A 20,055-nucleotide genomic window follows, 5' to 3' on the forward strand; every position below is an offset into this window, starting at 1 on the left:
TGTCACCCGCAACAGCGCGGTGACAGGGCCATGGCAGTTCATGGGCGGAGTCTCTTGCCCATGGACACACAGGTTCTGATCATCGGCGCCGGCGCGACCGGCCTCACCCTGGCGCTCGACCTCTCCCGCCGCGGCGTGCCGTTCCGCATCGTCGACGCGGCGCCCGCCCCGTTCGCCGGTTCGCGCGGCAAGGGCCTGCAACCGCGGTCGATGGAGGTCTTCCACGACCTGGGCCTGATCGAGCCGGTGCTGGCGTCCGGCCGGTTCCACCTGCGCCAGCGCCACTACAAGGGCCGCGAAGTGCTGCGCGAGTGGGACATGCACGAGGGCCGCGAGCCCACGGCCGACCGCCCGTACGCGAGCACCATGCTCATCCCGCAGTTCCGGGTCGAGCAGATCATGCGCGACGCGCTGCCCCAGGCGGTCGAGTACGGCATGCCGCTCACGTCGTTCGTCCAGGACGACAACGGGGTCACGGCAGTGGTCGGCCCGGAGACCGTGCGCGCCAAGTACCTCGTCGGGTGCGACGGCGGGAAGTCGTTCGTGCGCAAGCACCTCGGCGTGCAGTTCATCGGCGAGACGCGGGAGCACCAGCGGATGCTCGTCGGCGACGTCCGCGTGTCCGGCCTGGACCGCGAGTACTGGCACGGCTGGAGCACCGACGACGGCCAGTGGCTCGGCCTGTGCCCGTTGCCCGGCACGGACCTCTACCAGTTCCAGGCGACGGGAGACGGCGAGCCCTCACTGGAGCTCTACCGGCGGATCGTGCGCGAGCGCACCGGGCTGGACGACGTCGTGTTGCACGACGCGACGTGGATGTCGTTGTTCCGCACCAACATCCGCATGGTCGACCGGTTCCGCGTCGGCCAGGTCTTCCTCGCGGGCGACGCCGCGCACGTGCACTCCCCGGCCGGCGCGCAGGGCATGAACACGGGCATCCAGGACGCCTACAACCTGGGCTGGAAGCTCGCGATGGAGACCCTGCTCGACAGCTACGAGTCCGAGCGCAAGCCGGTCGCGGAGTGGTTGCTGGGCCTGACGACGGAGATCATGGCGTCCGGCAACCCGTTCCAGAAGCGCGACGACCAGACCCTGCAGCTCTCGTTGTCGTACCGGACGACCGACGGCGAAGGCCTGCAGGCCGGCGACCGCATGCCGGACGGGCACACCCCGCAGGGCCGCATCTTCGACCTGTTGCGGGGCCCGGACTTCGTGACGCTGGACCTGCCCGACGGCCCGGTGCTGGTCCGCCCGGACGGCTACGTCGCCGCGGTCGGCCGGTCAGCGATCGACGCCTACTTCGGCGCGAACCCGGTCACGCAGCTGCACCACCGACGGGTCGCTGCTGGGGCCGCCGCGTAGCCGTTCCGCCTCGTCCAGGGCCTCCCCCGCACTGCGGGGGTCGCCCTGGGCGCACAACCAGTCCGCGTACCGCTCCAGCACGATCGCCCGCGCCGGACCGTCCGCGCTCACGGAGACGGTGTCGAGCGCGCGCCGGTGCTCCTCACCCGCCTCGCCGAGATGGCCGAGGCGGGTCAGCGCCAGCCCCAGTCCGGCGTGGACGGTCGCGCGGAACTGGGTCGCGAGCGAGTCCGCCGTGGCGTGCAGCGCCTGCCGGTACAGCGCCACGGCCTGCTCGAAGTCACCGCTGAAGTAGGCCATCTCGCCGTGGATCTGCAGCACGCGCGCCTGGTCGAGGCCGACCGACACCGGCACGCGCATCAGGTCCTCGCGGGCCCCGTCGAGGTCGCCGATCTGGATCTTGAGCCGCGCCGTCTGCATCAGCACGGAGATCGGCACCAGCACCGACTCCGGCTCGCCGAGCTCTTCCGCGACCTCACGCGCCTCGGACACGGCCTCGAACCCCTCGGCGAACGCGCCGCGGTTGATCAGCACCATCACCAGGCACGACAGCCCGAACACGATGGCCCAGCGGTCACCCACCGCCCGGAACCCCTCCAGCGCCCGCCGGTACCAGCCCTCGGCCACCGGCGCCGCGCCGTCGCTGAACTCGCCGGCCACCACACCCCTGAGCAGCGCCGAGAACGCGCGCATCCACTCGTCGGGCGACCGCTCCAGCCGGTCGGCCAGCTCGGTGAGCCGGTCCCCCAGCTCCGCCGAGCCCCACATCTGCCCGCTGGTCAGCATCAACGCGCAGAAGGCGGTGGGCATGTCCGCCTCCCACAGCCGCCGGGCCGCGGTGACGGCCCCTGGCGTGCCCAGCGACGTCAGCACGTCAGACAGCGGGTCGTCCGGGGTGAGCGGCGCCCACCGGCGGATCTCCTCGAACCGCTTGGTCATCACGAGCAGGTGCCAGGTGCGGGCGGCCATCATCCGGCGGGCGAGGGCCGCGTCGTGCCGCACGGCCCACGTCTGCGCGGCGTCGAGGTTGCCGCGTTCGGCGTCGAAGACCTTGAGCGCGTCGAGCTGGCGCGGTCCCCTGAGCAACGGCTCGTTCTGCTCGGCCAGCGCCACGTAGTAGGCGGCGTGCGCGGCGGGATCGGCCTGTCCCTGTTCGAGCGCGTACTCGCGGACGGTCTCCAGCAACCGGTACCGCTCGCCCGTCCTGACCACCAGCGACTTCTCCACCAGCGCGGCCAGCAGGTCCTCGGTGTCCCAGAGATCCTGATCTTGTCGGTGCGGCGGAGTACGTTGAAACGCAGGGGTTCCCAGCCCGGGGGTACCCCTGCGCGAGCCCGCCCCGCACACGGCGTGCACCGCCGCGGCCGTCGCCCCGCCCACGAAAACGCCCAGCCGCGCCAGCAGCAACCGCTCGGCGGGGTCCAGCAGCTCCCAGCTCCAGTCGATCACCGCCCGCAGCGTCCGGTGCCGCGGCGGCCCGGTCCGCGGCCCCCGGTCGAGCAACCGCAACCGGCTGTCCACCCGAGCCTCCAGCTGCGCCGCCGACAACGACCGCGCCCGTGCCGCCGCCAGCTCCACCGCCAGCGGAATCCCGTCCAGCGCGGCACAGACCCGCCGCACCACGTCCGGATCGAACGCGACACCGACCCGTGCCGCGAACAACCGCACGGCGTGATCGAGGTCCAACGGCGCCACCGGATGCACGACCTCGCCCGGAATCCCCAACGGCTCCCGCGAGGTCGCCAGCACCCGCACGTCCGGCGCCGAGGCCAGCAGCTGCTCGCAGAGCACGGCCGCCGCGGAGACCACGTGCTCGCAGTTGTCCAGCACCACCAGCGACGACCCGAGCCGCGCGAACAACGGCGTCGCCAACGGGTTCGGCCCCAACGCCGCGTCCAGTGCCGCCAACGGTTCGGCGGCCGAGTCCAGCTCGACGAACCAGGCCTGCGCGGCCGAGGCCGCACACGTCAGCGCCAGCCGGGTCTTGCCCACCCCGCCGAACCCGGTCAGCGTCACCAACCGGTTGTCCCGCAACAACTCCGACAACCGCTCCAGGTCGGCGTCCCGCCCGACGAACGATCCGACCGCGGCCGGCAGGTTCCCCCGCACCGGCCGTTCGCGCAGCACGGTCAGATGCGCCGCGGACAACGCCTCACCGGGATCCACCCCGAGCTCGTCCGCCAGCGCGGCGCGAACCCGTTCGTGGACGGCCAGCGCGTCCGACCGGCGCCCGGCCGCGTGCAACGCGAGCATCAGCCGCGCCTGGACGTCCTCCCGCAACGGATGCGCGGCGGCCAGCGCCTCCAGCCCGGCGAGGTCGTCGCGCAGCAACGCCAGCCGCACGGCCTCGTCCACCGCGAACGGCGCGTCCTCGAACGCCGCACCGCGCCACAGCGCCGCCGACCGGGTCCGGGTGAACTCCTCGACGTCGGTCGCCGCCTCCAGCCGGTAGCCCAGCGCGTGCGACGACACCACCGAGGCACCCAGCGTCCGCCGCAGCCGCGACACGAGCGACTGCAACGCCGCCGCGCCGTCCACGGGCGGCTCGTCCGCCCACAGGTCCGCGATCAGCCGCTCGGAGGCGACCACCTGGCCGGGCTCCATCGCGAGCCGGATCAGCAGCCACCGCAACCGTTTCCCGCGCACCTCCAGCGCGGTTCCGTCGGAAGCGAGAACCTGCATCGGCCCGAGCACGTTGACCCGCATCAGACCCGCCGCACCCCCAGGACCACCGCACCGGCCACCAGCGCGGCACCGACCAGGCCCGCCCACAGGGTCGACAGCGTGACCTGGTTGTCCCCCAACGTGTCCAGCACCCACCCGAACGGCGTGTAGCGCCCGAGCGGATAGGTCATCACCACGACACCGAACACCACCAGCACGGTCCGGCCGATGGCGTCGAACACCGGCCGGGCGAACATCAGCCCGACCCCGATGCCGAGCAGCACCGACACCCCGTGCACGCCGAGGCCCGCGAGCACCTGCAGGACGGTGTACGGGCGCGGGCTCGCGACCACCGCCCACACCGTCGCCACCACCGCGAACACCAGCCCGAACACCACCGCCGTCACGGCGACCGCCGTCAGCACCCGCGGCCACCCGCCCGCCGACACGACGGTGATCTCCCGCCGCACCACGTCCTCGGAGGTCGCCACGACGACGGCCAGCCACGCGCCGATCGGGTAGATCAACGCCGCCGACCCGGAGAACGCCGACAGCTGCGGTCCCGGGTCGTACGCGAACAACATCCCGAGCACGCCGAGGAACACCAGCATCGGTGCGAGGAACCGCTGCCCGCGCAGGACATCGGCCGCGAGGTACCTCACCAGGGCGATCACCGCACGCTCCGCACCGAACAGCCGAGCCGCAACGCCTCGGCCAGCACGTGGTCGCTCCGGTCCGGCGCCACCACGACCCGCGCCGACGACCCCCGTGACAACACCGACCGCACGCCCTCCAACGCCTCCAGCGCGTCCAGCCCGACGACCCGGCTCAGCTCGATCGTCACGTGCCCGCCGGCGAGGTCGACCCTGGTCGCCGACGCGAGGTGCCCCTCGTGGTCGGACACCAGCGCCGTGCGTCCCTCCAGCATCGACACCAGCTCAGCGGCGGCGGCCGGATCGAGGCCGGTCCACGGCTCGTCGAGCACCAACACGTCAGTGGCCAGGAACGCCTGCGCCAGCGCGACCTTCTGCGCGTTGCCCTTGGACAGCTCCGACATCGGCGCCGTCAGCGAGCCGACGAATCCCAGTCGTTCCAGCACATCGCCCGCCGCCGCCCGGCGAATCCGCCCCATGTGCGCCAGGTACGACGACGCGGACATCTTCACGTCCGACGGAAACCGTTCCGGCACATAGCCGATGGACGCCGGCCGTGCCACCCGCCCGGACGTCGGCTTCAGCACCCCGGCGGCGATCTTGAGCAACGTGGACTTGCCGGTGCCGTTGGCGCCGGTCAGCACGGTCAGGCCGGAGACCTCCAGGGTCAGGTCGCGCAGCACCCACTGCCCGCGTCCGTACCGCTTCGAAACCTGGTCGAGGAGCACCACGCCAAGATAACCATTCATGACACCGCTTCCGCTCGCTTTGGCGTGCATCTGGTTCGGCATGGTCCTGGCGATCTCCGTCGAGGCACCGCTCAAGTTCCGCGCGCCCGGCATCACGCTGCCCCTCGGCCTGGGCATCGGCCGGCTCGTGTTCCGCGCCCTGAACGCCGCGGAGATCGTGCTCGCGACGGCCACCTCGATCACGCGAGAAAACTCTGCGTGACAGCACATGCATGCCCAATAAATACAGCTTCGGCACTTTTCACACGATCGAGTGAACCGTGGCGACAAACCGTCACCCGAGCAACAAGGATGAGTTTCCTCAAGCTCAGTTCGACCGAATGCGGGTGACACCCCTGAAAAGCGCTGCGCAATTCTCCTTCGATCTGCTCGCGGGCGCGTTGACCGGACGAGATGCGGCCCGCGCCACGGGCACCCTGCACGTCCTGGGAAATCCCGGTGGCCGAATTCACCTGCGCGAGGGTGGAATCATCTGCACGGAAAGCCCGGGTTCACCAGGACCGGACGTGCTGTTGTCGCGCACCAGGCGGATCGGCGAATCCGATCTCGGCGAGACCGAGGTGCGCGTCGTCGCCATGATGGCCACGCGGGACGCCGCGTTCACGATCGTCGCGGGCGAGGTCGAGGACTGCCTGTTCACCCCGCAGACGCTCGAAGTCCCCGTCGCGATGAGCACCGCGATCGACGCGGTGCGCCTGCTGCAGGAGACCTCGCGGCGGATCACCTCGCTGCTCGCGCTGAAGTGCCCGCTCTCGCCCCACCGCGACCGCGTCAGCCCGTCGCTTGCCGCCGACCTGCGTGAACTCACCCCTGCGCGGGCGGAGATCCTCTCGCACGCGACCGGCAGGCGCACCACCCGCGACATCGCGTTCGCGTCGGGCCGCAGCTTGTTCCCGGTGACGGTCGAGGCCTGCCGGATGGTCGCCGACGGCCTGCTCGCGGTCGCACCCCGCACCGCGGCCGCCGTGCCCGACCCCCAGCCGGTCGTGCCGCTGCCCCGGTCGCTGCGCCGCCAGCTGCTGCCGAAGCTCTTCAAACAACCAGAGAGGAAAGGTCCCTGATTCACGTCCCGCGAGGCCCCGTTCCCACCGCCGCCCGAAAAGAAAAGTGAAGTGACGAAGCCCGAGATGAGCAACAGACCGATGTCCGACCAGATGGCCGCAATGGTCAGGCACCTGCGGCAGGAGGTGCAGGGCTGCCTGGCCGCCGGAATCGTCGACATGGCCACCGGCATGCTGCTTTCGTTCGAGACGACCGAAAGTCACCCGTCAGAGGTGCTCGACCTGCTCGCCGGCGCGACTCTGGACCTGTTCCAGGGCCGCACGGTGACCATGATCGAGGACGTTTTCAAGGAGCGGCGCGGCATCGCGAGCTCCGAGCACTACTTCCAGGAAATCCTCGTCAACAGCAGCAACCTCACGCACCTGTTCATCCGCAACAACCACCACGAGGACGTCGTCGCCGTCGTCGTGTGCCCGAAGTCGGTCAACATCGGCATGCTCTTCGCCTCGGCCCGGCGGGTCGTCAGGGACCACGGCGGCGCGTAGCCTCGCCGCCCTTCCGCGGGTAGCCCGGCGCACCCCTCCGCCCCGGCCGGGCTACCCCTTGACGCCGGCCGACGTCGATCTTGACGAGTCCGCCCGGCGCAGGTCGATCAGGGTGCAGCACAACGTCACGTGACTTAGGGCAACCTGCCTTGAACCCGCTAACAGGACACGCGTACTGTTTGGGGTCGAGGGGCAGTGGTCGACCCGGTGAGGAAGACTCTCCCCGTACCCCGAACTGACCACCGCGCTGTCACCAGATGGAGTTGCACGTGACTGCACCAGCTAGCAAGGACAGCTTCGGCGCCCGCGGCACGCTCAACGTCGGCGACGCCTCGTACGAGGTGTTCCGGCTGAGCGCCGTGGAGGGCGCCGAGCGTCTTCCGTTCAGCCTGAAGATCCTGCTGGAGAACCTGCTGCGGACCGAGGACGGCGCGAACATCACCGCCGACCACGTGCGCGCTCTCGCCAACTGGGACCCCACCGCAGAGCCCAACACCGAGATCCAGTTCACGCCGGCCCGCGTCGTGATGCAGGACTTCACCGGTGTGCCATGCGTCGTCGACCTCGCCACCATGCGCGAGGCCGTCACCCAGCTCGGCGGCGACGCCGAGAAGGTGAACCCGCTCGCCCCCGCCGAGCTCGTGATCGACCACTCGGTCATCGCCGACATCTTCGGCCGCCCGGACGCGTTCGAGCTGAACGTCGACCTGGAGTACGAGCGCAACAAGGAGCGCTACCAGTTCCTGCGCTGGGGCCAGACGGCGTTCGACGAGTTCAAGGTCGTCCCGCCCGGCACCGGCATCGTGCACCAGGTCAACATCGAGCACCTCGCGCGCGTTGTCATGGTGCGGGGCGGCCAGGCGTACCCGGACACCCTGGTCGGCACCGACTCGCACACCACGATGGTCAACGGCATCGGCGTGCTGGGCTGGGGCGTCGGCGGCATCGAGGCCGAGGCCGCGATGCTCGGCCAGCCGGTCTCGATGCTGATCCCGCGCGTCGTCGGCTTCAAGCTCTCCGGTGAGCTGCCCGCGGGCGCCACCGCCACCGACCTGGTGCTCACGATCACCGAGATGCTGCGCAAGCAGGGCGTCGTCGGCAAGTTCGTCGAGTTCTACGGCGAGGGCGTCGGCGCCGTGCCGCTCGCCAACCGCGCCACCATCGGCAACATGTCGCCGGAGTTCGGCTCCACGGTCGGCATCTTCCCGATCGACGGCGAGACGATCGACTACCTGCGCCTGACCGGCCGTTCCGAGGAGCAGATCGCGCTCGTCGAGGCCTACGCCAAGGAGCAGGGCCTCTGGCACGACCCGTCCCGCGAGGCCGTGTACTCCGAGACGCTGGAGCTCGACCTGGCGACGGTCGTCCCGTCCATCGCCGGTCCGAAGCGCCCGCAGGACCGCATCGAGCTGACCTCGGCGAAGTCCGCCTTCCGCGCCGCTCTCAGCGCGTACGTCACCGACGAGCCCAAAGGCGAGGTCGACGAGGCGATCGACGAGACGTTCCCGGCCTCCGACCCGGCCGCGCTGCACGAGGGCATGACCAACGGCAAGCCGGCGCACTCGGCCGCCGAGGGTGCCGAGGGCCGCGTGTCCAACCCGGTCAAGGTCACCGTCGACGGCAACGAGTTCGAGCTGGACCACGGCGCCGTCGCGATCGCCGCGATCACGTCCTGCACCAACACCTCGAACCCGTCCGTGATGCTCGGCGCGGCCCTGCTCGCGAAGAAGGCCGTCGAGCGCGGCCTCGAGCGCAAGCCGTGGGTCAAGACGACCCTGGCGCCGGGCTCGAAGGTCGTCATGGACTACTACGAGCGCGCGGGCCTCATGCCGTACCTGGAGAAGCTCGGCTTCCACCTGGTCGGCTACGGCTGCACCACCTGCATCGGCAACTCGGGCCCGCTGCAGGAGGAGATCTCGGCCGGCGTCCAGCAGGGCGACCTCGCCGTGGTGTCGGTGCTGTCCGGCAACCGCAACTTCGAGGGCCGGATCAACCCGGACATCAAGATGAACTACCTCGCGTCGCCGCCGCTCGTCGTGGCGTACGCGCTGGCCGGTTCGATGGACAAGGACATCACCACCGAGCCGCTCGGCTTCGACACCGACGGCAAGCCCGTCTACCTGTCGGAGATCTGGCCGTCGCCGCAGGAGATCGCCGAGGTCATCTCGACCTCGATCTCGCCGGAGGGCTTCGCCAAGGGCTACACGGACGTCTTCGCGGGTGACCAGCGCTGGCAGTCCCTGCCCACGCCGACCGGCAACACCTTCGAGTGGGACGCCGAGTCCACCTACGTCCGCAAGCCCCCGTACTTCGAGGGCATGGAGATGGAGCCGAAGCCGGTCACCGAGATCTCGGGTGCCCGCGTCCTCGCGCTGCTCGGCGACTCGGTCACCACCGACCACATCTCCCCCGCCGGTTCGATCAAGGCCGACTCGCCCGCGGGCAAGTACCTGACCGAGCACGGCGTGGAGCGCAAGGACTTCAACTCCTACGGCTCCCGCCGCGGCAACCACGAGGTGATGATCCGCGGCACCTTCGCGAACATCCGCCTGCGCAACCTCCTGCTCGACGACGTCCAGGGCGGCTTCACCCGCAACTTCCTGGAAGCCGACGCCCCGCAGACCACCATCTACGACGCGTCGGTCGCCTACGCGGAGGCCGGCGTCCCGCTGGTCGTCCTCGCCGGCAAGGAGTACGGCTCGGGTTCGTCGCGCGACTGGGCCGCCAAGGGCACCTCGCTGCTCGGCGTCCGCGCCGTGATCGCCGAGTCGTTCGAGCGCATCCACCGCTCGAACCTGATCGGCATGGGCGTGCTGCCGCTGCAGTTCCCCGCCGGCGAGAACGCCGCGTCCCTGGGCCTCGACGGCACCGAGACGTTCGACTTCACCGGCATCACCGAGCTCAACAACGGCACCACCCCCTCGACCGTCCACGTCGTCGCCACCAAGGCCGACGGCGGCAAGGTCGAGTTCGACGCGGTCGTCCGCATCGACACCCCCGGTGAGGCCGACTACTACCGCAACGGCGGCATCATGCAGTACGTCCTGCGCAAGATGGTCCGCAGCTAGTCAGATCGATCGAGAAGGGCCGCCCACCCGCAGGTGGGCGGCCCTTTCACATTCACAGAATTACCCTCGCCGTAATCGCCTGAATGCGCGTTGCATGTGATGTAACAAATAGCTCACCGATTCGATTTCCCCGTGAACCACCCTTACTACGGGAAGCGGTGAGACATTTGTTGAATCGTCCACGAGCACTGCTGGCCGCCGCCGGTCTCGGGGCGGCTCTGTGCGTCGCCCCGGCGATCCAGGCCGGTGCCGCGACGGAGTCCACCTTCGTCGTCCTCTACCGCGAGGGCGCCTCGTCGTCGAACGCCGCGAGCACCATCGCGAGCGCCGGCGGCACCGTGGTCGCGAACTACAGCCAGATCGGCGTCCTGGTGGCCCGGTCGTCGAACAGTGGTTTCGCCTCCGCGCTGAAGCAGAACGGCAACGTCGAGGGCGTCGCCGCGACGACCGGGCTCGGCGTCCAGGTCAAGGCCGAGCAGGACACCGGCGCGACCGACGTGAGCGCCGCCGCCACGTGGGGCGACTCGCTGTCCGGGCTGCAGTGGGACATGCGGCAGATCAACGTGCCGCAGGCGCACCAGGTCACACCGGGTAGCAGGCAGGTCGTCGTCGGTGACCTCGACACCGGTCTCGACTTCACGCACCCCGACCTCGCGCCGAACTACGACGCGTCGCGCAGCGCGGACTGCTCCAGTGGCGCACCGCAGCCGTTGACGGTCGGCAACGACAGGAACGGCCACGGCACCCACACCGCCGGCACCATCGCCGCGGCCGCCAACGGCACCGGCATCGTCGGCGTGGCACCGAACGTGCGTATCGCCGGCGTGAAGACGAGCAACGACGACGGCTTCTTCTTCCCGGAAATGGTCATCTGCTCGTACATGTGGTCGGCCACGCACGGCATCAACGTCACCAACAACAGCTACTTCGCCGACCCGTGGCTGTTCAACTGCCGCAACGACGCCGACCAGCGCGCGCTCTGGAAGGCCGAGCGCAGGGCGATCCGCTACGCGCAGTCCAACGGCGTGCTGGTCGTGGCGTCCGAGGGCAACGACAGCACCGACCTGTCGCACCCGCGGGCCGACGTGATCAGCCCCGACTTCCCGCCCGGCAGCGAGCAGGAACGGGAGATCACCAACGCCTGCGCGGTCGTGCCGGTCGAGGTTCCCGGTGTCATCGGCGTGACGGCGACGGGCAACAAGCGGTTCAAGTCGTACTACTCCAGCTACGGCATCTCGACGGCCGATGTCGCCGCGCCCGGTGGCGACGCGCGCCTGCAGCTGACCGCGGACGCCCCCAACGGCCGCGTGCTGTCGACGTACCCGAGCAACCTGCCGTGCGCGCGTCAGGTGGTCGAGAACGGCGCGAAGTACTGCTACCTGCAGGGCACCTCGATGGCCGGGCCGCACGTGGCCGGCGTGGCCGCGCTGCTGCTGAGCAGGCAGGGCGGTGCGGGTGCGGCCGCGAAGCTCCAGCAGGCGACCAACCCGCTGCCGTGCCCGGACACGTCCATCTACGCGGGCTTCCCGCAGAACAGCGGGGAGCCACAGACGTGCCAGGGAGGCGCTGAGCACAACAGCTTCTACGGCTCGGGTGAGATCGACGCCCTCAAGGCCGTGAGCTGACGGAACAGGGCCGCTCACCGTTACCGGTGAGCGGCCCTCGTCCACTTCGGACCATACGGCCGTGATCCATCAGCCACCGTTATGTCCGGGCCCGAACCACCGGTAACAGTGAACGTTCACCCCGCGATGCCAAGTCACCCTGATCACCGCGGGAGACGTCATGAGCTTGACCGTGCTCGGCGACCTGAACTGGTTCGCCGTCATCGTGGCCACGATCGCGTACTTCGCCTTAGGTGGCCTGTGGTACGCGGAGTTCGCCTTCGGCCGGGCCTGGCAACGGGCCGCCGGGTGGGACCTGAACCCGCCGGAGAACGCGAGCGCGGGCATCTACGCCGTGCCGCTGGCCACCTGCTTCGTCGCCACGCTCGCGACCGCGATGATCGGTGCCGCGTCGGACACCGACAACATCATGGAAGGCATCCTGCTCGGCCTTCTCGTGGGTCTCGGCATCGCGCTTCCGGTGATGTTCGTGACCGGCACGTACGACATGACGAAGCCCGCGCCCAAGACGTTCGCCGCCATCGGCGCGGGCTACCACATCGTCGGGCTGGTGCTGGCGGGCGCGATTCTCGGTCTCTGGACCTAGCGGCGCCAGAACAGGTGGTGCGTGACACCGCTCGGGCTGGGCACCACGTCGAGGTGGAAGCGGTCGCGCAGCTCGTCCGGTGACTCCCAGAGCCGCAGCCCGGTCCCCAGCTCCAGCGGCGACACCGCCACGTGCAGGGTGTCGACCAGGTCGGCGTCGAGGAACTGGCGGATGGTGGTGACCCCGCCGCCGAGCCGCACGTCCTTGCCCCGCGCGGCCTCCCGCGCCCGTTCGAGCACCGCGGCCGGCTCGCCGCCGACGAAGTGGAACGTGGTGTCGGACAGCGTGATCGACGGGCGCTCGTGGTGGGTCAGCACGAACACCGGCGTGTGGAACGGCGGCTCGTCACCCCACCAGCCCTGCCACTCGTGGTCGGTCCACGGCCCGCGCTGGGGCCCGAACTTGTTGCGGCCCATGATCTCGGCACCGATGTTGTGCGCGAAGTCCCGCGTGAAGTAGTCGTCGAGACCTCGGCTGCCACCGGGTTCGGTGCGGTTGGGCCAGCTCGCCGTGGCACCGGCCCAGGCGAACAGCCGCTGCGGGCTGACGCCGAGGCCGAACGGGTTCTCGAGGCTCTGGCCCTCGCCGGCGGCGATCCCGTCGCTCGAGACGCAGAAGTTCTGCACCTTCAGCAGCTGTGTCATGTCAGCTCCTTGCGGCCTTGTGCAGCTCGCGCAGCGCGCGCACCGATGAGACGGCGTATTCGCGGTCCACGGCCTGTACGGCCATCACCGAGATGTACTCGTCCTCCGGCAGCTCCAGCCGCGCCCACGCGGCACCGTCCGGGAAGCTCACCGCGAGCACGTCGTTCCACTCGAAGTGGTGGGACGTCACGACGTTGCGCACGTCGACCCCCGAGGCGTCCGCGGTGACGCGCGGACGGGTCAGCAGCAGCACCCCGCCCGCCAGCAGGAAGCCCAGGACGATCATGGCGACCTGGTCGGAGGCGCGGAAGATCACGCCGGTCGGGGTCTTGCCCAGCAACAGCCCGACCACGGTGAACACGGCGATCAGGAAGATCGCGCACACCCACGCCACCCGGCGGATCTTCTTGGGGCGGAAGACGACGGTCGTCACTCGAAGCCCCGCTCGGTCCACGGCTGACGCAGGCCGCGCAGCACCAGCGCCGTGTCGATCGCGGCCACCGTCGCCTCGTAGCCCTTGTCCTCCACCGAGTCCGGCAGACCCGCGCGGGCCAGCGCCTGCTCCTCGGTGTCGCACGTCAGCACGCCGTTGCCGACCGGCGTCGACTCGTCCAGCGCGACGCGGGTCAGGCCGTCGGTCACCGAGTCGCACACGTACTCGAAGTGCGGGGTGCCACCGCGGATCACCACGCCCAGCGCCACGACGGCGTCGTGGTGGCGTGCGAGTTCCTGCACCACAACGGGAAGCTCGATCGCGCCCGCGACGCGCACGACGGTCGTGTCGGCGCAGCCCGCGTCGGCGGCGGCCTTCAGCGCACGCTCGACGAGCTGGTCGGTGATCTTGGTGTGCCAGCGCGTGGCCGCGATCGCCACGCTCAGGCCCTTGCCGTCGAGCTGAGTCTGCTCTGGACGGCCCTCGCCGCTCATTCCTGGTCCTCCGTAGCGGAAACAACGGCCTCGTACTGCTCCAGCTGGTGCAGCTCGTGGCCCATCCGGTCGCGCTTGGTGCGCAGGTACCGCAGGTTCTCCGGGTTCGGGGAGATCGGCAGCGGCACCCGGTCGAGCACCCTCAGACCGTATCCGGCCTCCAGACCGACGCGCTTGGCCGGGTTGTTCGTGAGCAGCCGCATGGACTTGATGCCGAGGTCCCCGAGGATCTGCGCGCCCGTGCCGTAGTCACGCGCGTCCGCGGGCACGCCCAGCGCGAGGTTCGCGTCCACGGTGTCCGCGCCCTGGTCCTGCAGCTGGTAGGCCTGCAGCTTGTGCATCAGGCCGATGCCGCGGCCCTCGTGCCCGCGCATGTACAGCACGACGCCACGTCCCTGCGCCGCAACGGCTTCCAGCGCCGCGTCGAGCTGAGGGCCGCAGTCGCAGCGCAACGAGCCGAACACGTCACCGGTCAGGCACTCGGAGTGCACGCGCACGAGCACGTCCTCGCCGTCACCGATGTCGCCGTACACGAGCGCCACGTGCTCGATGCCGTCGAGCAGGCTGTCGTAGCCGACAGCGGTGAACACGCCGTGCGCGGTCGGGATCCGTGCCTCGGCAACGCGTTCGACCTGCGTCTCGACCCGGCGGCGGTACGCGATGAGGTCCGCGATGGTGATCAGCGCGAGGTCGTGGTCGGCGGCGAACACCTCCAGCTCGTCGCGGTGCGCCATCTCCTCCTCGAGCTTCTGCGACACGATCTCGCAGAGCACGCCGGCGGGCGACAGACCGGCCAGACGGGCCAGGTCGACGGAGGCCTCGGTGTGCCCGGGACGGCGCAGCACGCCGCCTTCCTTGGCGCGCAACGGCACGACGTGACCGGGGCGGGTGAAGTCGCTGGGCTTCGAGGTCGGGTCGGCGAGCAGCCGGATGGTCCGGGCGCGGTCGGCGGCCGAGATGCCGGTGCCGATGCCCTCGCGCGCGTCCACCGTCACCGTGTACGCGGTGCCGCGCTGGTCCTGGTTCGTGTGGTACATCGGCGGCAGGTCGAGGCGGTCGCAGACGGACTCGGGCAGCGCCACGCACACGTACCCGGACGTGTAGCGGACCATGAACGCGAGCAGCTCCGGCGTCGCCTTCTCAGCGGCGAAGATCAGGTCGCCCTCGTTCTCGCGGTCCTCGTCGTCCACCACGACGACCGGCCGGCCGGCGGCGATGTCCTTGATCGCCCGCTCGATGTCGGAGTAGTCGGTGCTCACTGGGACTCCTTGTCGTCCCGCAGGTGCGGGGTGGCCAGCCGTTCGACGTACTTCGCCAGCACGTCGACCTCGAGGTTCACCACGTCACCGGGCAACCGGTGCCCGAGCGTGGTGAGGTCCAGCGTGGTCGGGATCAGGCTCACGGTGAACTCGCCCTCGGATACCGTGACGACCGTCAGCGACACGCCGTCGACCGTGATTGAACCCTTTTCCACGACGTAGCGGGCGAGTTTCGGCGGAAGTCCGATGTGGACGATCTCCCAGTGCTCGGCCTTCTCCCGCGCCAGCACCGTTCCGGTGCCGTCGACGTGCCCCTGCACGATGTGGCCACCGAGGCGCTGACCGACCGCGGCCGCGCGCTCCAGGTTGACCCGGTCACCCTCCGCCACCTTCGCGAGGCTGCTGCGCACCAGCGTCTCGCGCATCACGTCGGCGGTGAAGGTGTCGTTCTCGACCTCCACGACGGTGAGGCAGACGCCGTTCACCGCGATGGAGTCGCCGTGCTTGGCGTCGCTGGTCACGATGGGCCCGGAGACGCGGATCCGTGCCGCGTCCGGCAGGTCCTCCGTGGCGACCACGTGGCCGAGTTCCTCGACGATCCCGGTGAACACCGCTCCTCCTAAAGTTGCGGAACCGCGCTGATCCGCAAGTCCGGTCCGCTCATGGTGACGTCTTGCACGGTCAGCCGGACAGCGTCCGTGATGGTTGACACGCCCGCGTCCAGCACCGCCGCGGGGCCGTCCCCGAGCAGCACCGGCGCGACGTAGGCGAGCACGCGGTCGATTCTGCCCGCGCGCAGGAACGCACCGGCAACGGTCGCACCGCCTTCCAGCAGCACGTCGACGATCCCGCGTTCGGCGAGCGCGGCCAGCACCTCGTCCGGGTCGTGCGTGCGCAGGTGCAGTGCCGTGTCCCGCAGCTTGGCCCGCTCCGGCAGGTCGCTCATGCCCACGACCACCGGCAACGGCTGGCGGGGCAACGGCATTCCGTCGTCGTCCCTGGCCGTGAGCGCCGGGTCGTCCTTCTTGACCGTGTTCGTGCCGACGACGATGGCGTCCAGCTTCGTGCGCAGGTCGTGCACCTCCTTGCGGGAGGCCGCCGAACTGATCCACCGGCTGGTGCCGTCCCGCGCCGCGATCCGGCCGTCCAACGACGCCGCGTACTTCCATGTGACGTGTGGGCGTCCCGTGCGCGCGTAGTGCAACCATGCGCGCAATGGTCCGTTACTGACCTTGTCTGCCAGTAGACCGCTCTCGACCGTGATGCCGGCTTCTTCGAGCCGTTGCGCGCCGCCCGCCGCGTTCGGGTTCGGATCGCTCACGGCGTGGATGACGTGCCTGATGCCGGCTTCCCTGAGCGCTTCGGTGCATGGAGGCGTGCGACCGAAGTGCGAGCACGGTTCGAGCGTCACGACCGCCGTGCCGCCCTGGGCCTTCGTGCCGGCCTCCTTGAGCGCCATCACCTCGGCGTGCGGGCCACCCGGTGGCTGGGTGCCGCCGAACCCGACCGCCTTGCCGTGCCGGTCCAGCACGACACAGCCGACCGGCGGGTTCGGGCTGGTCGTGCCCCGCACCCGTTCACTCTCCGCGATGGCGAGCACCATCGCGTCCTCGGGGGTCACCTCGCCCCGGCTGCCTGAGCGCGCAACGCCTCGACGGCCTTGCCGGGATCGGCGGCGTCGTACACGGCGGACCCCGCCACGAAGCAGTCCACGCCGGCCTGCGCGGCCTGCTCGATGGTGTCGGCGTTGATGCCGCCGTCGATCTCCACGAGCAGCTTGAGGTGCCCGGTGTCGACGAGGCGCCGGGCCGTCCTGACCTTCTCCAGCACGTCCGCCATGAACTTCTGCCCGCCGAAGCCCGGCTCGACCGACATCACCAGCAGCGTGTCGTAGTGCTTGAGCACTTCGACGTACGGCTCCAGCGGCGTGCCCGGCTTGATGCTCAGCCCCGCCTTGCTGCCCGCGGCCCTGAGGTCCTTGGCGAGCTTGACCGGGTCGTTCGCCGCCTCGACGTGCACCGTCACGTTGTAGGCGCCCGCCTCGGCGTACCCGATGGCCCAGCGGTCCGGGTCGTCGATCATGAGGTGGCAGTCGATCGGGATGTCGGTGACCTTGAGCAGCGACTTCACCACGGGCAGGCCGAGCGTCAGGTTCGGCACGAAGTGGTTGTCCATGACGTCGACGTGGATCCAGTCCGACGTCGGCACCGCGGCGAGCTCGTCGGCGAGCCGCGCGAAGTCGGCGGACAGGATGCTGGGGGCGATCATCGGCGTGTGGACCACAAGGGTGAAGTCTAGGTGTCCAGCAGGTCGAGCAGCCTGCCGGGAGCCTCGTCAGTGACCACCACGACACCGGCCCCGGTGAGGGTCTTCAGGTGGGTCTCCCACATCGGGTGACGGCGCTTGTCCGCGCTGGCCTGCGGCATGACGACGACCCTGCAGCCCTCGACGCCCATGGCCTCGTTCAACGCCGTCAGCGCCTGGTTGTCACCGATGCCCAGGGCCAGCTTGGCCACGGAGTTGGCGCTGGCGGGCGCGAAGATGAACGCGTCCGGCGTCGGGTGGGGCTTCGGCCGGCTCGGCAGTCTCGGCTGCCACCGGATCTCCAGGTCGGTGAGGGACTGCAGCTCGTCCAGCTCGCCCGCCTCCTCGAACCACGGCACGACCGTCGGCGTGAGCGTGATGGCGAGCCGCCAGCCGCGTCGTCTCGCGGGTTCGGCGAGCTCCGTGCGGAACCAGGTCTCCACGCCGCCGCAGCCCGACGCGACCAGTCCCAGCAGTCCCCGTGTCATTGCGCCGATGGTAGGCGGCCGGTCCCGCGTGGACGATCACCGGCGTGGGTCGTCGAGATCGGCCGCGAAATCGAGCGTGGCAACCGATCGCCAGGTCACTTCGCCTGGAGGTCAGGCGGCGCCGTGACCGTCGCCGCGGCGCCGTCGGCGTATGCGGCCGGCTCGCCGTTCTTCGCGAAAACCGGTAGCCCCGGATTCCGCGCGGAACCGTCGCGGTCCAGCAATCGCCACCCGATCGGGGTTGCCAGAGCCACCACCAGGGCACCGGCCACTCCCCGATCACCCTCTGCCACAGCCTGGCCGAGGGCGGCCGACGTGCACGTCACCGTGCACATCACAAATCCGGGTGACGGACCGTCCCGCACATCACCGACCGTGTTGCCGCCCGCTTCTCCCCGCGTCCGCCAGCCGCCCTCGGCCGTCCGGGACTGTCAGACCGCGCCACTACCGTCGTTCACGAGCGCTCAGGCAGGGCGTCGCAGCACCGCGCAGAACATCGCGTCGGTGCCGTGCAGATGAGGCCAGAGCTGGACGTGCGGTCCTTCCCCGAGGTCCGGAACTCCCGGGAAGAGCTCCCGCGTGTCCAGCACTTCCGCCCCGGTCCGCCGCGCGACGTCCGTCACGACCCCGACGGTTTCGGAGAGATGAGGTGAGCACACGACATAACCGACCACGCCGCCAGGACGCACCAGTCGCAACGCCTCGGTGAGCAGCTCGCGCTGCAGCTTCGTGAGCGTGCCGACGTCGGTGGGCTGGCGCCGCCACCGCGCCTCCGGGCGCCTGCGCAGTGCACCGAGACCGGTGCAGGGCGCGTCGACCAGTACGCGGTCGAACGCCCCTTCGACGAAGTCGGTCTCGCGGCCGTCGGCCACGTGCACGGTCACCGGCAGGCCTGAGGTGATCTTGCGCACGAGCTCGGCGCGGTGGGGTGCCTTCTCGACGGCGATCAGCTCGCCACCTTCGAGGCCGACCAGTGCGGCGAGCAGGGCGGCCTTGCCGCCCGGACCGGCGCAGAGGTCCAGCCAGCGGTCGTCAGTGCCCTCTAGGGTCGCGCGTGTGAGGGCCAGTGCGCACAGTTGGCTGCCCTCGTCCTGGACATTGGCGAGGCGTTCCCGGACGGGCTCGAGATCGCCCGGGTCGCCCGCCCCGGCGTCCAGGTGCACGCCGTAGGGCGAGTAGGGCGCCACGTCACCACCGGTGATGGCGGCGAGCTCGTCGGCGCTGACCTCGCCGGGCCGTGCCACCAGGTGCACGGCGGGCCGGGCGTCATCGGCCTCCAGGGCGCGCTTCAGCGGCTCGTCCCGGCTGCCGAGGGCCTCCGCGAACGCCTGCGCGATCCACCGCGGGTGCGCGTGCGTGAAGGCGAGGTTGCCGATCGGGTCGGTGTCAGGGTCGGGCGCGAGCTCGTCGACCCACGCGGCCTCGTCCTGCTCGGCGACGCGACGCAGCACGGCGTTGACGAACCCGGCGATCCCGGACCCGAGCTCGGCCCGCACGAGGTCGACGGTGGAGGCGACCGCCGCGTGCGACGGAATTCGAGTGCGCAGCAGCTGATACGCACCGAGCCGCAACGCGTCGAGCGCCGAACCGTCCACTTCGGACAGCGGGCGGTCGGAGCACGCCTCGATCACGGCGTCGAGCAACCCCTGAGCGCGCGCCGCGCCGTAGGTGAGCTCGGTGGCCAGCGCGGCATCACGGCCAGTGATGCGACGCTCGCGCAACAACTGCGGCAGCACGAGGTTCGCGTACGCGTCGCGCTGCCGAACCGCCCGCAGCGTCTCCAACGCGGCAAGGCGTGCCGGGTCCTCCACGGGTGGCCGTGAGGGCCCGGTGCGCCGCCGCGGCGGGTGCGGCCTGCGCGGACGGGAAGGCTTGGAGGCTCCTCGCGAATAGCCGGTCATGCGATGAGCTCCCTTGCTCCGCCACGAACAACACGCACCGAACCCGTACCGACGACCGCGGCACCACGCACCCGCGATCCCCGGCACCTCACGCCCCAGGACTTCACGCCCCAGGACCCCGCACCACAGCCGCTCACGCGACGCACTTCCTCACTCCACCACGACGAACACGCACCAGCCGCACGCCCCAGGACCCCACGCCCCAGGACCCCGCACCACAGCCGCTCACGCGACGCACTTCCCGACTCCACCACGACGAACACGCACCAACCGCACGC

The 20,055-nt window shown here is 70.4% G+C and carries 21 protein-coding genes; 7 read left to right on the forward strand and 14 right to left on the reverse strand.

Features of this window, described 5'->3' with window-relative positions; genetic code table 11:
* The first annotated feature begins 60 nt into the window (after positions 1-60).
* The gene (locus ACWEIJ_RS05675; RefSeq protein ID WP_449835992.1) at positions 61-1,362 is read left to right on the forward strand and encodes an FAD-dependent monooxygenase; all 1,302 of its coding nucleotides are present in this window, start codon (positions 61-63) and stop codon (positions 1,360-1,362) included.
* Here the strand turns inward: ACWEIJ_RS05675 and ACWEIJ_RS05680 are convergent.
* From ACWEIJ_RS05680 to ACWEIJ_RS05690, 3 genes are read right to left on the reverse strand one after another with little or no spacing between them, the layout of a single operon-like run.
* Entirely contained in the window at positions 1,282-4,068 is a 2,787-nt protein-coding gene (locus tag ACWEIJ_RS05680) for a BTAD domain-containing putative transcriptional regulator (protein ID WP_449835993.1), read from the reverse strand. The two genes, ACWEIJ_RS05675 and ACWEIJ_RS05680, sit on opposite strands and share 81 nt — an antisense overlap.
* Positions 4,068-4,700 carry a hypothetical protein gene (locus ACWEIJ_RS05685; RefSeq protein WP_449835994.1) on the reverse strand — a complete coding sequence of 211 codons (633 nt, stop codon included), beginning with the start codon at positions 4,698-4,700 and terminating at the stop codon, positions 4,068-4,070. Before ACWEIJ_RS05685 ends, ACWEIJ_RS05680 begins: the two co-directional genes overlap by 1 nt.
* Positions 4,697-5,428, reverse strand: a complete 732-nt coding sequence (locus tag ACWEIJ_RS05690; RefSeq protein ID WP_449835995.1) for an ATP-binding cassette domain-containing protein — start codon at positions 5,426-5,428, stop codon at positions 4,697-4,699. Before ACWEIJ_RS05690 ends, ACWEIJ_RS05685 begins: the two co-directional genes overlap by 4 nt.
* Here ACWEIJ_RS05690 and ACWEIJ_RS05695 point away from each other — a divergent pair.
* Positions 5,427-5,630, forward strand: coding sequence for a hypothetical protein (locus ACWEIJ_RS05695; RefSeq protein ID WP_449836361.1), 204 nt, complete (start codon positions 5,427-5,429; stop codon positions 5,628-5,630). The two genes, ACWEIJ_RS05690 and ACWEIJ_RS05695, sit on opposite strands and share 2 nt — an antisense overlap.
* Here the strand turns inward: ACWEIJ_RS05695 and ACWEIJ_RS05700 are convergent.
* Complete coding sequence (locus ACWEIJ_RS05700) at positions 5,608-5,880, reverse strand: hypothetical protein (protein WP_449835996.1); 273 nt, start codon at positions 5,878-5,880, stop codon at positions 5,608-5,610. The two genes, ACWEIJ_RS05695 and ACWEIJ_RS05700, sit on opposite strands and share 23 nt — an antisense overlap.
* A gap of 54 nt (positions 5,881-5,934) precedes the next feature.
* Between ACWEIJ_RS05700 and ACWEIJ_RS05705 the strand changes: the two genes are divergently transcribed.
* From ACWEIJ_RS05705 to ACWEIJ_RS05725, 5 genes are all read left to right on the forward strand, one after another.
* A complete protein-coding gene (locus ACWEIJ_RS05705) occupies positions 5,935-6,489 on the forward strand; it encodes a hypothetical protein (RefSeq protein ID WP_449835997.1) in 555 nt (184 codons plus the stop codon).
* Positions 6,490-6,555: 66 nt separating this feature from the next.
* A complete protein-coding gene (locus ACWEIJ_RS05710; protein WP_449835998.1) occupies positions 6,556-6,975 on the forward strand; it encodes a hypothetical protein in 420 nt (139 codons plus the stop codon).
* Positions 6,976-7,244: 269 nt separating this feature from the next.
* A complete protein-coding gene (gene acnA / locus ACWEIJ_RS05715) occupies positions 7,245-10,043 on the forward strand; it encodes an aconitate hydratase AcnA (protein WP_449835999.1) in 2,799 nt (932 codons plus the stop codon).
* Between the two features lie 170 nt (positions 10,044-10,213).
* The gene (locus tag ACWEIJ_RS05720; protein WP_449836000.1) at positions 10,214-11,668 is read left to right on the forward strand and encodes a S8 family peptidase; all 1,455 of its coding nucleotides are present in this window, start codon (positions 10,214-10,216) and stop codon (positions 11,666-11,668) included.
* A gap of 160 nt (positions 11,669-11,828) precedes the next feature.
* Positions 11,829-12,254: a DUF1761 domain-containing protein gene (locus ACWEIJ_RS05725; RefSeq protein ID WP_449836001.1), complete on the forward strand. Its 426-nt coding sequence runs from the start codon at positions 11,829-11,831 to the stop codon at positions 12,252-12,254.
* Here the strand turns inward: ACWEIJ_RS05725 and ACWEIJ_RS05730 are convergent.
* The 10 genes from ACWEIJ_RS05730 to ACWEIJ_RS05775 form a co-directional block, all read right to left on the reverse strand.
* Positions 12,251-12,898 (reverse strand): dihydrofolate reductase family protein, encoded by a 648-nt coding sequence (locus ACWEIJ_RS05730; RefSeq protein ID WP_449836002.1) that lies wholly within the window; start codon positions 12,896-12,898, stop codon positions 12,251-12,253. The genes ACWEIJ_RS05725 and ACWEIJ_RS05730 overlap by 4 nt on opposite strands.
* A 1-nt stretch (position 12,899) precedes the next feature.
* The gene (locus ACWEIJ_RS05735) at positions 12,900-13,331 is read right to left on the reverse strand and encodes a PH domain-containing protein (RefSeq protein ID WP_449836003.1); all 432 of its coding nucleotides are present in this window, start codon (positions 13,329-13,331) and stop codon (positions 12,900-12,902) included.
* Positions 13,328-13,825 carry a 6,7-dimethyl-8-ribityllumazine synthase gene (gene ribH / locus ACWEIJ_RS05740; protein ID WP_355438999.1) on the reverse strand — a complete coding sequence of 166 codons (498 nt, stop codon included), beginning with the start codon at positions 13,823-13,825 and terminating at the stop codon, positions 13,328-13,330. The genes ACWEIJ_RS05735 and ribH overlap by 4 nt, the downstream gene beginning before the upstream one ends.
* Positions 13,822-15,084: a bifunctional 3,4-dihydroxy-2-butanone-4-phosphate synthase/GTP cyclohydrolase II gene (locus tag ACWEIJ_RS05745; protein ID WP_449836004.1), complete on the reverse strand. Its 1,263-nt coding sequence runs from the start codon at positions 15,082-15,084 to the stop codon at positions 13,822-13,824. The genes ribH and ACWEIJ_RS05745 overlap by 4 nt, the downstream gene beginning before the upstream one ends.
* Positions 15,081-15,695: a riboflavin synthase gene (locus ACWEIJ_RS05750; protein WP_449836005.1), complete on the reverse strand. Its 615-nt coding sequence runs from the start codon at positions 15,693-15,695 to the stop codon at positions 15,081-15,083. Before ACWEIJ_RS05750 ends, ACWEIJ_RS05745 begins: the two co-directional genes overlap by 4 nt.
* An 8-nt stretch (positions 15,696-15,703) precedes the next feature.
* The gene (ribD, locus tag ACWEIJ_RS05755) at positions 15,704-16,687 is read right to left on the reverse strand and encodes a bifunctional diaminohydroxyphosphoribosylaminopyrimidine deaminase/5-amino-6-(5-phosphoribosylamino)uracil reductase RibD (protein WP_449836350.1); all 984 of its coding nucleotides are present in this window, start codon (positions 16,685-16,687) and stop codon (positions 15,704-15,706) included.
* A gap of 14 nt (positions 16,688-16,701) precedes the next feature.
* Positions 16,702-17,352 (reverse strand): ribulose-phosphate 3-epimerase, encoded by a 651-nt coding sequence (gene rpe, locus ACWEIJ_RS05760; RefSeq protein ID WP_449836006.1) that lies wholly within the window; start codon positions 17,350-17,352, stop codon positions 16,702-16,704.
* A 26-nt stretch (positions 17,353-17,378) separates the two neighbouring features.
* Positions 17,379-17,876, reverse strand: coding sequence for a flavoprotein (locus ACWEIJ_RS05765; RefSeq protein WP_449836007.1), 498 nt, complete (start codon positions 17,874-17,876; stop codon positions 17,379-17,381).
* 95 nt (positions 17,877-17,971) lie between these two features.
* The gene (locus tag ACWEIJ_RS05770; protein WP_449836008.1) at positions 17,972-18,202 is read right to left on the reverse strand and encodes a hypothetical protein; all 231 of its coding nucleotides are present in this window, start codon (positions 18,200-18,202) and stop codon (positions 17,972-17,974) included.
* A gap of 138 nt (positions 18,203-18,340) precedes the next feature.
* Positions 18,341-19,777: an RsmB/NOP family class I SAM-dependent RNA methyltransferase gene (locus ACWEIJ_RS05775; RefSeq protein ID WP_449836009.1), complete on the reverse strand. Its 1,437-nt coding sequence runs from the start codon at positions 19,775-19,777 to the stop codon at positions 18,341-18,343.
* Positions 19,778-20,055 lie beyond the last annotated feature (278 nt).

It is taken from the genome of Lentzea sp. NPDC004789, assembly GCF_053601075.1.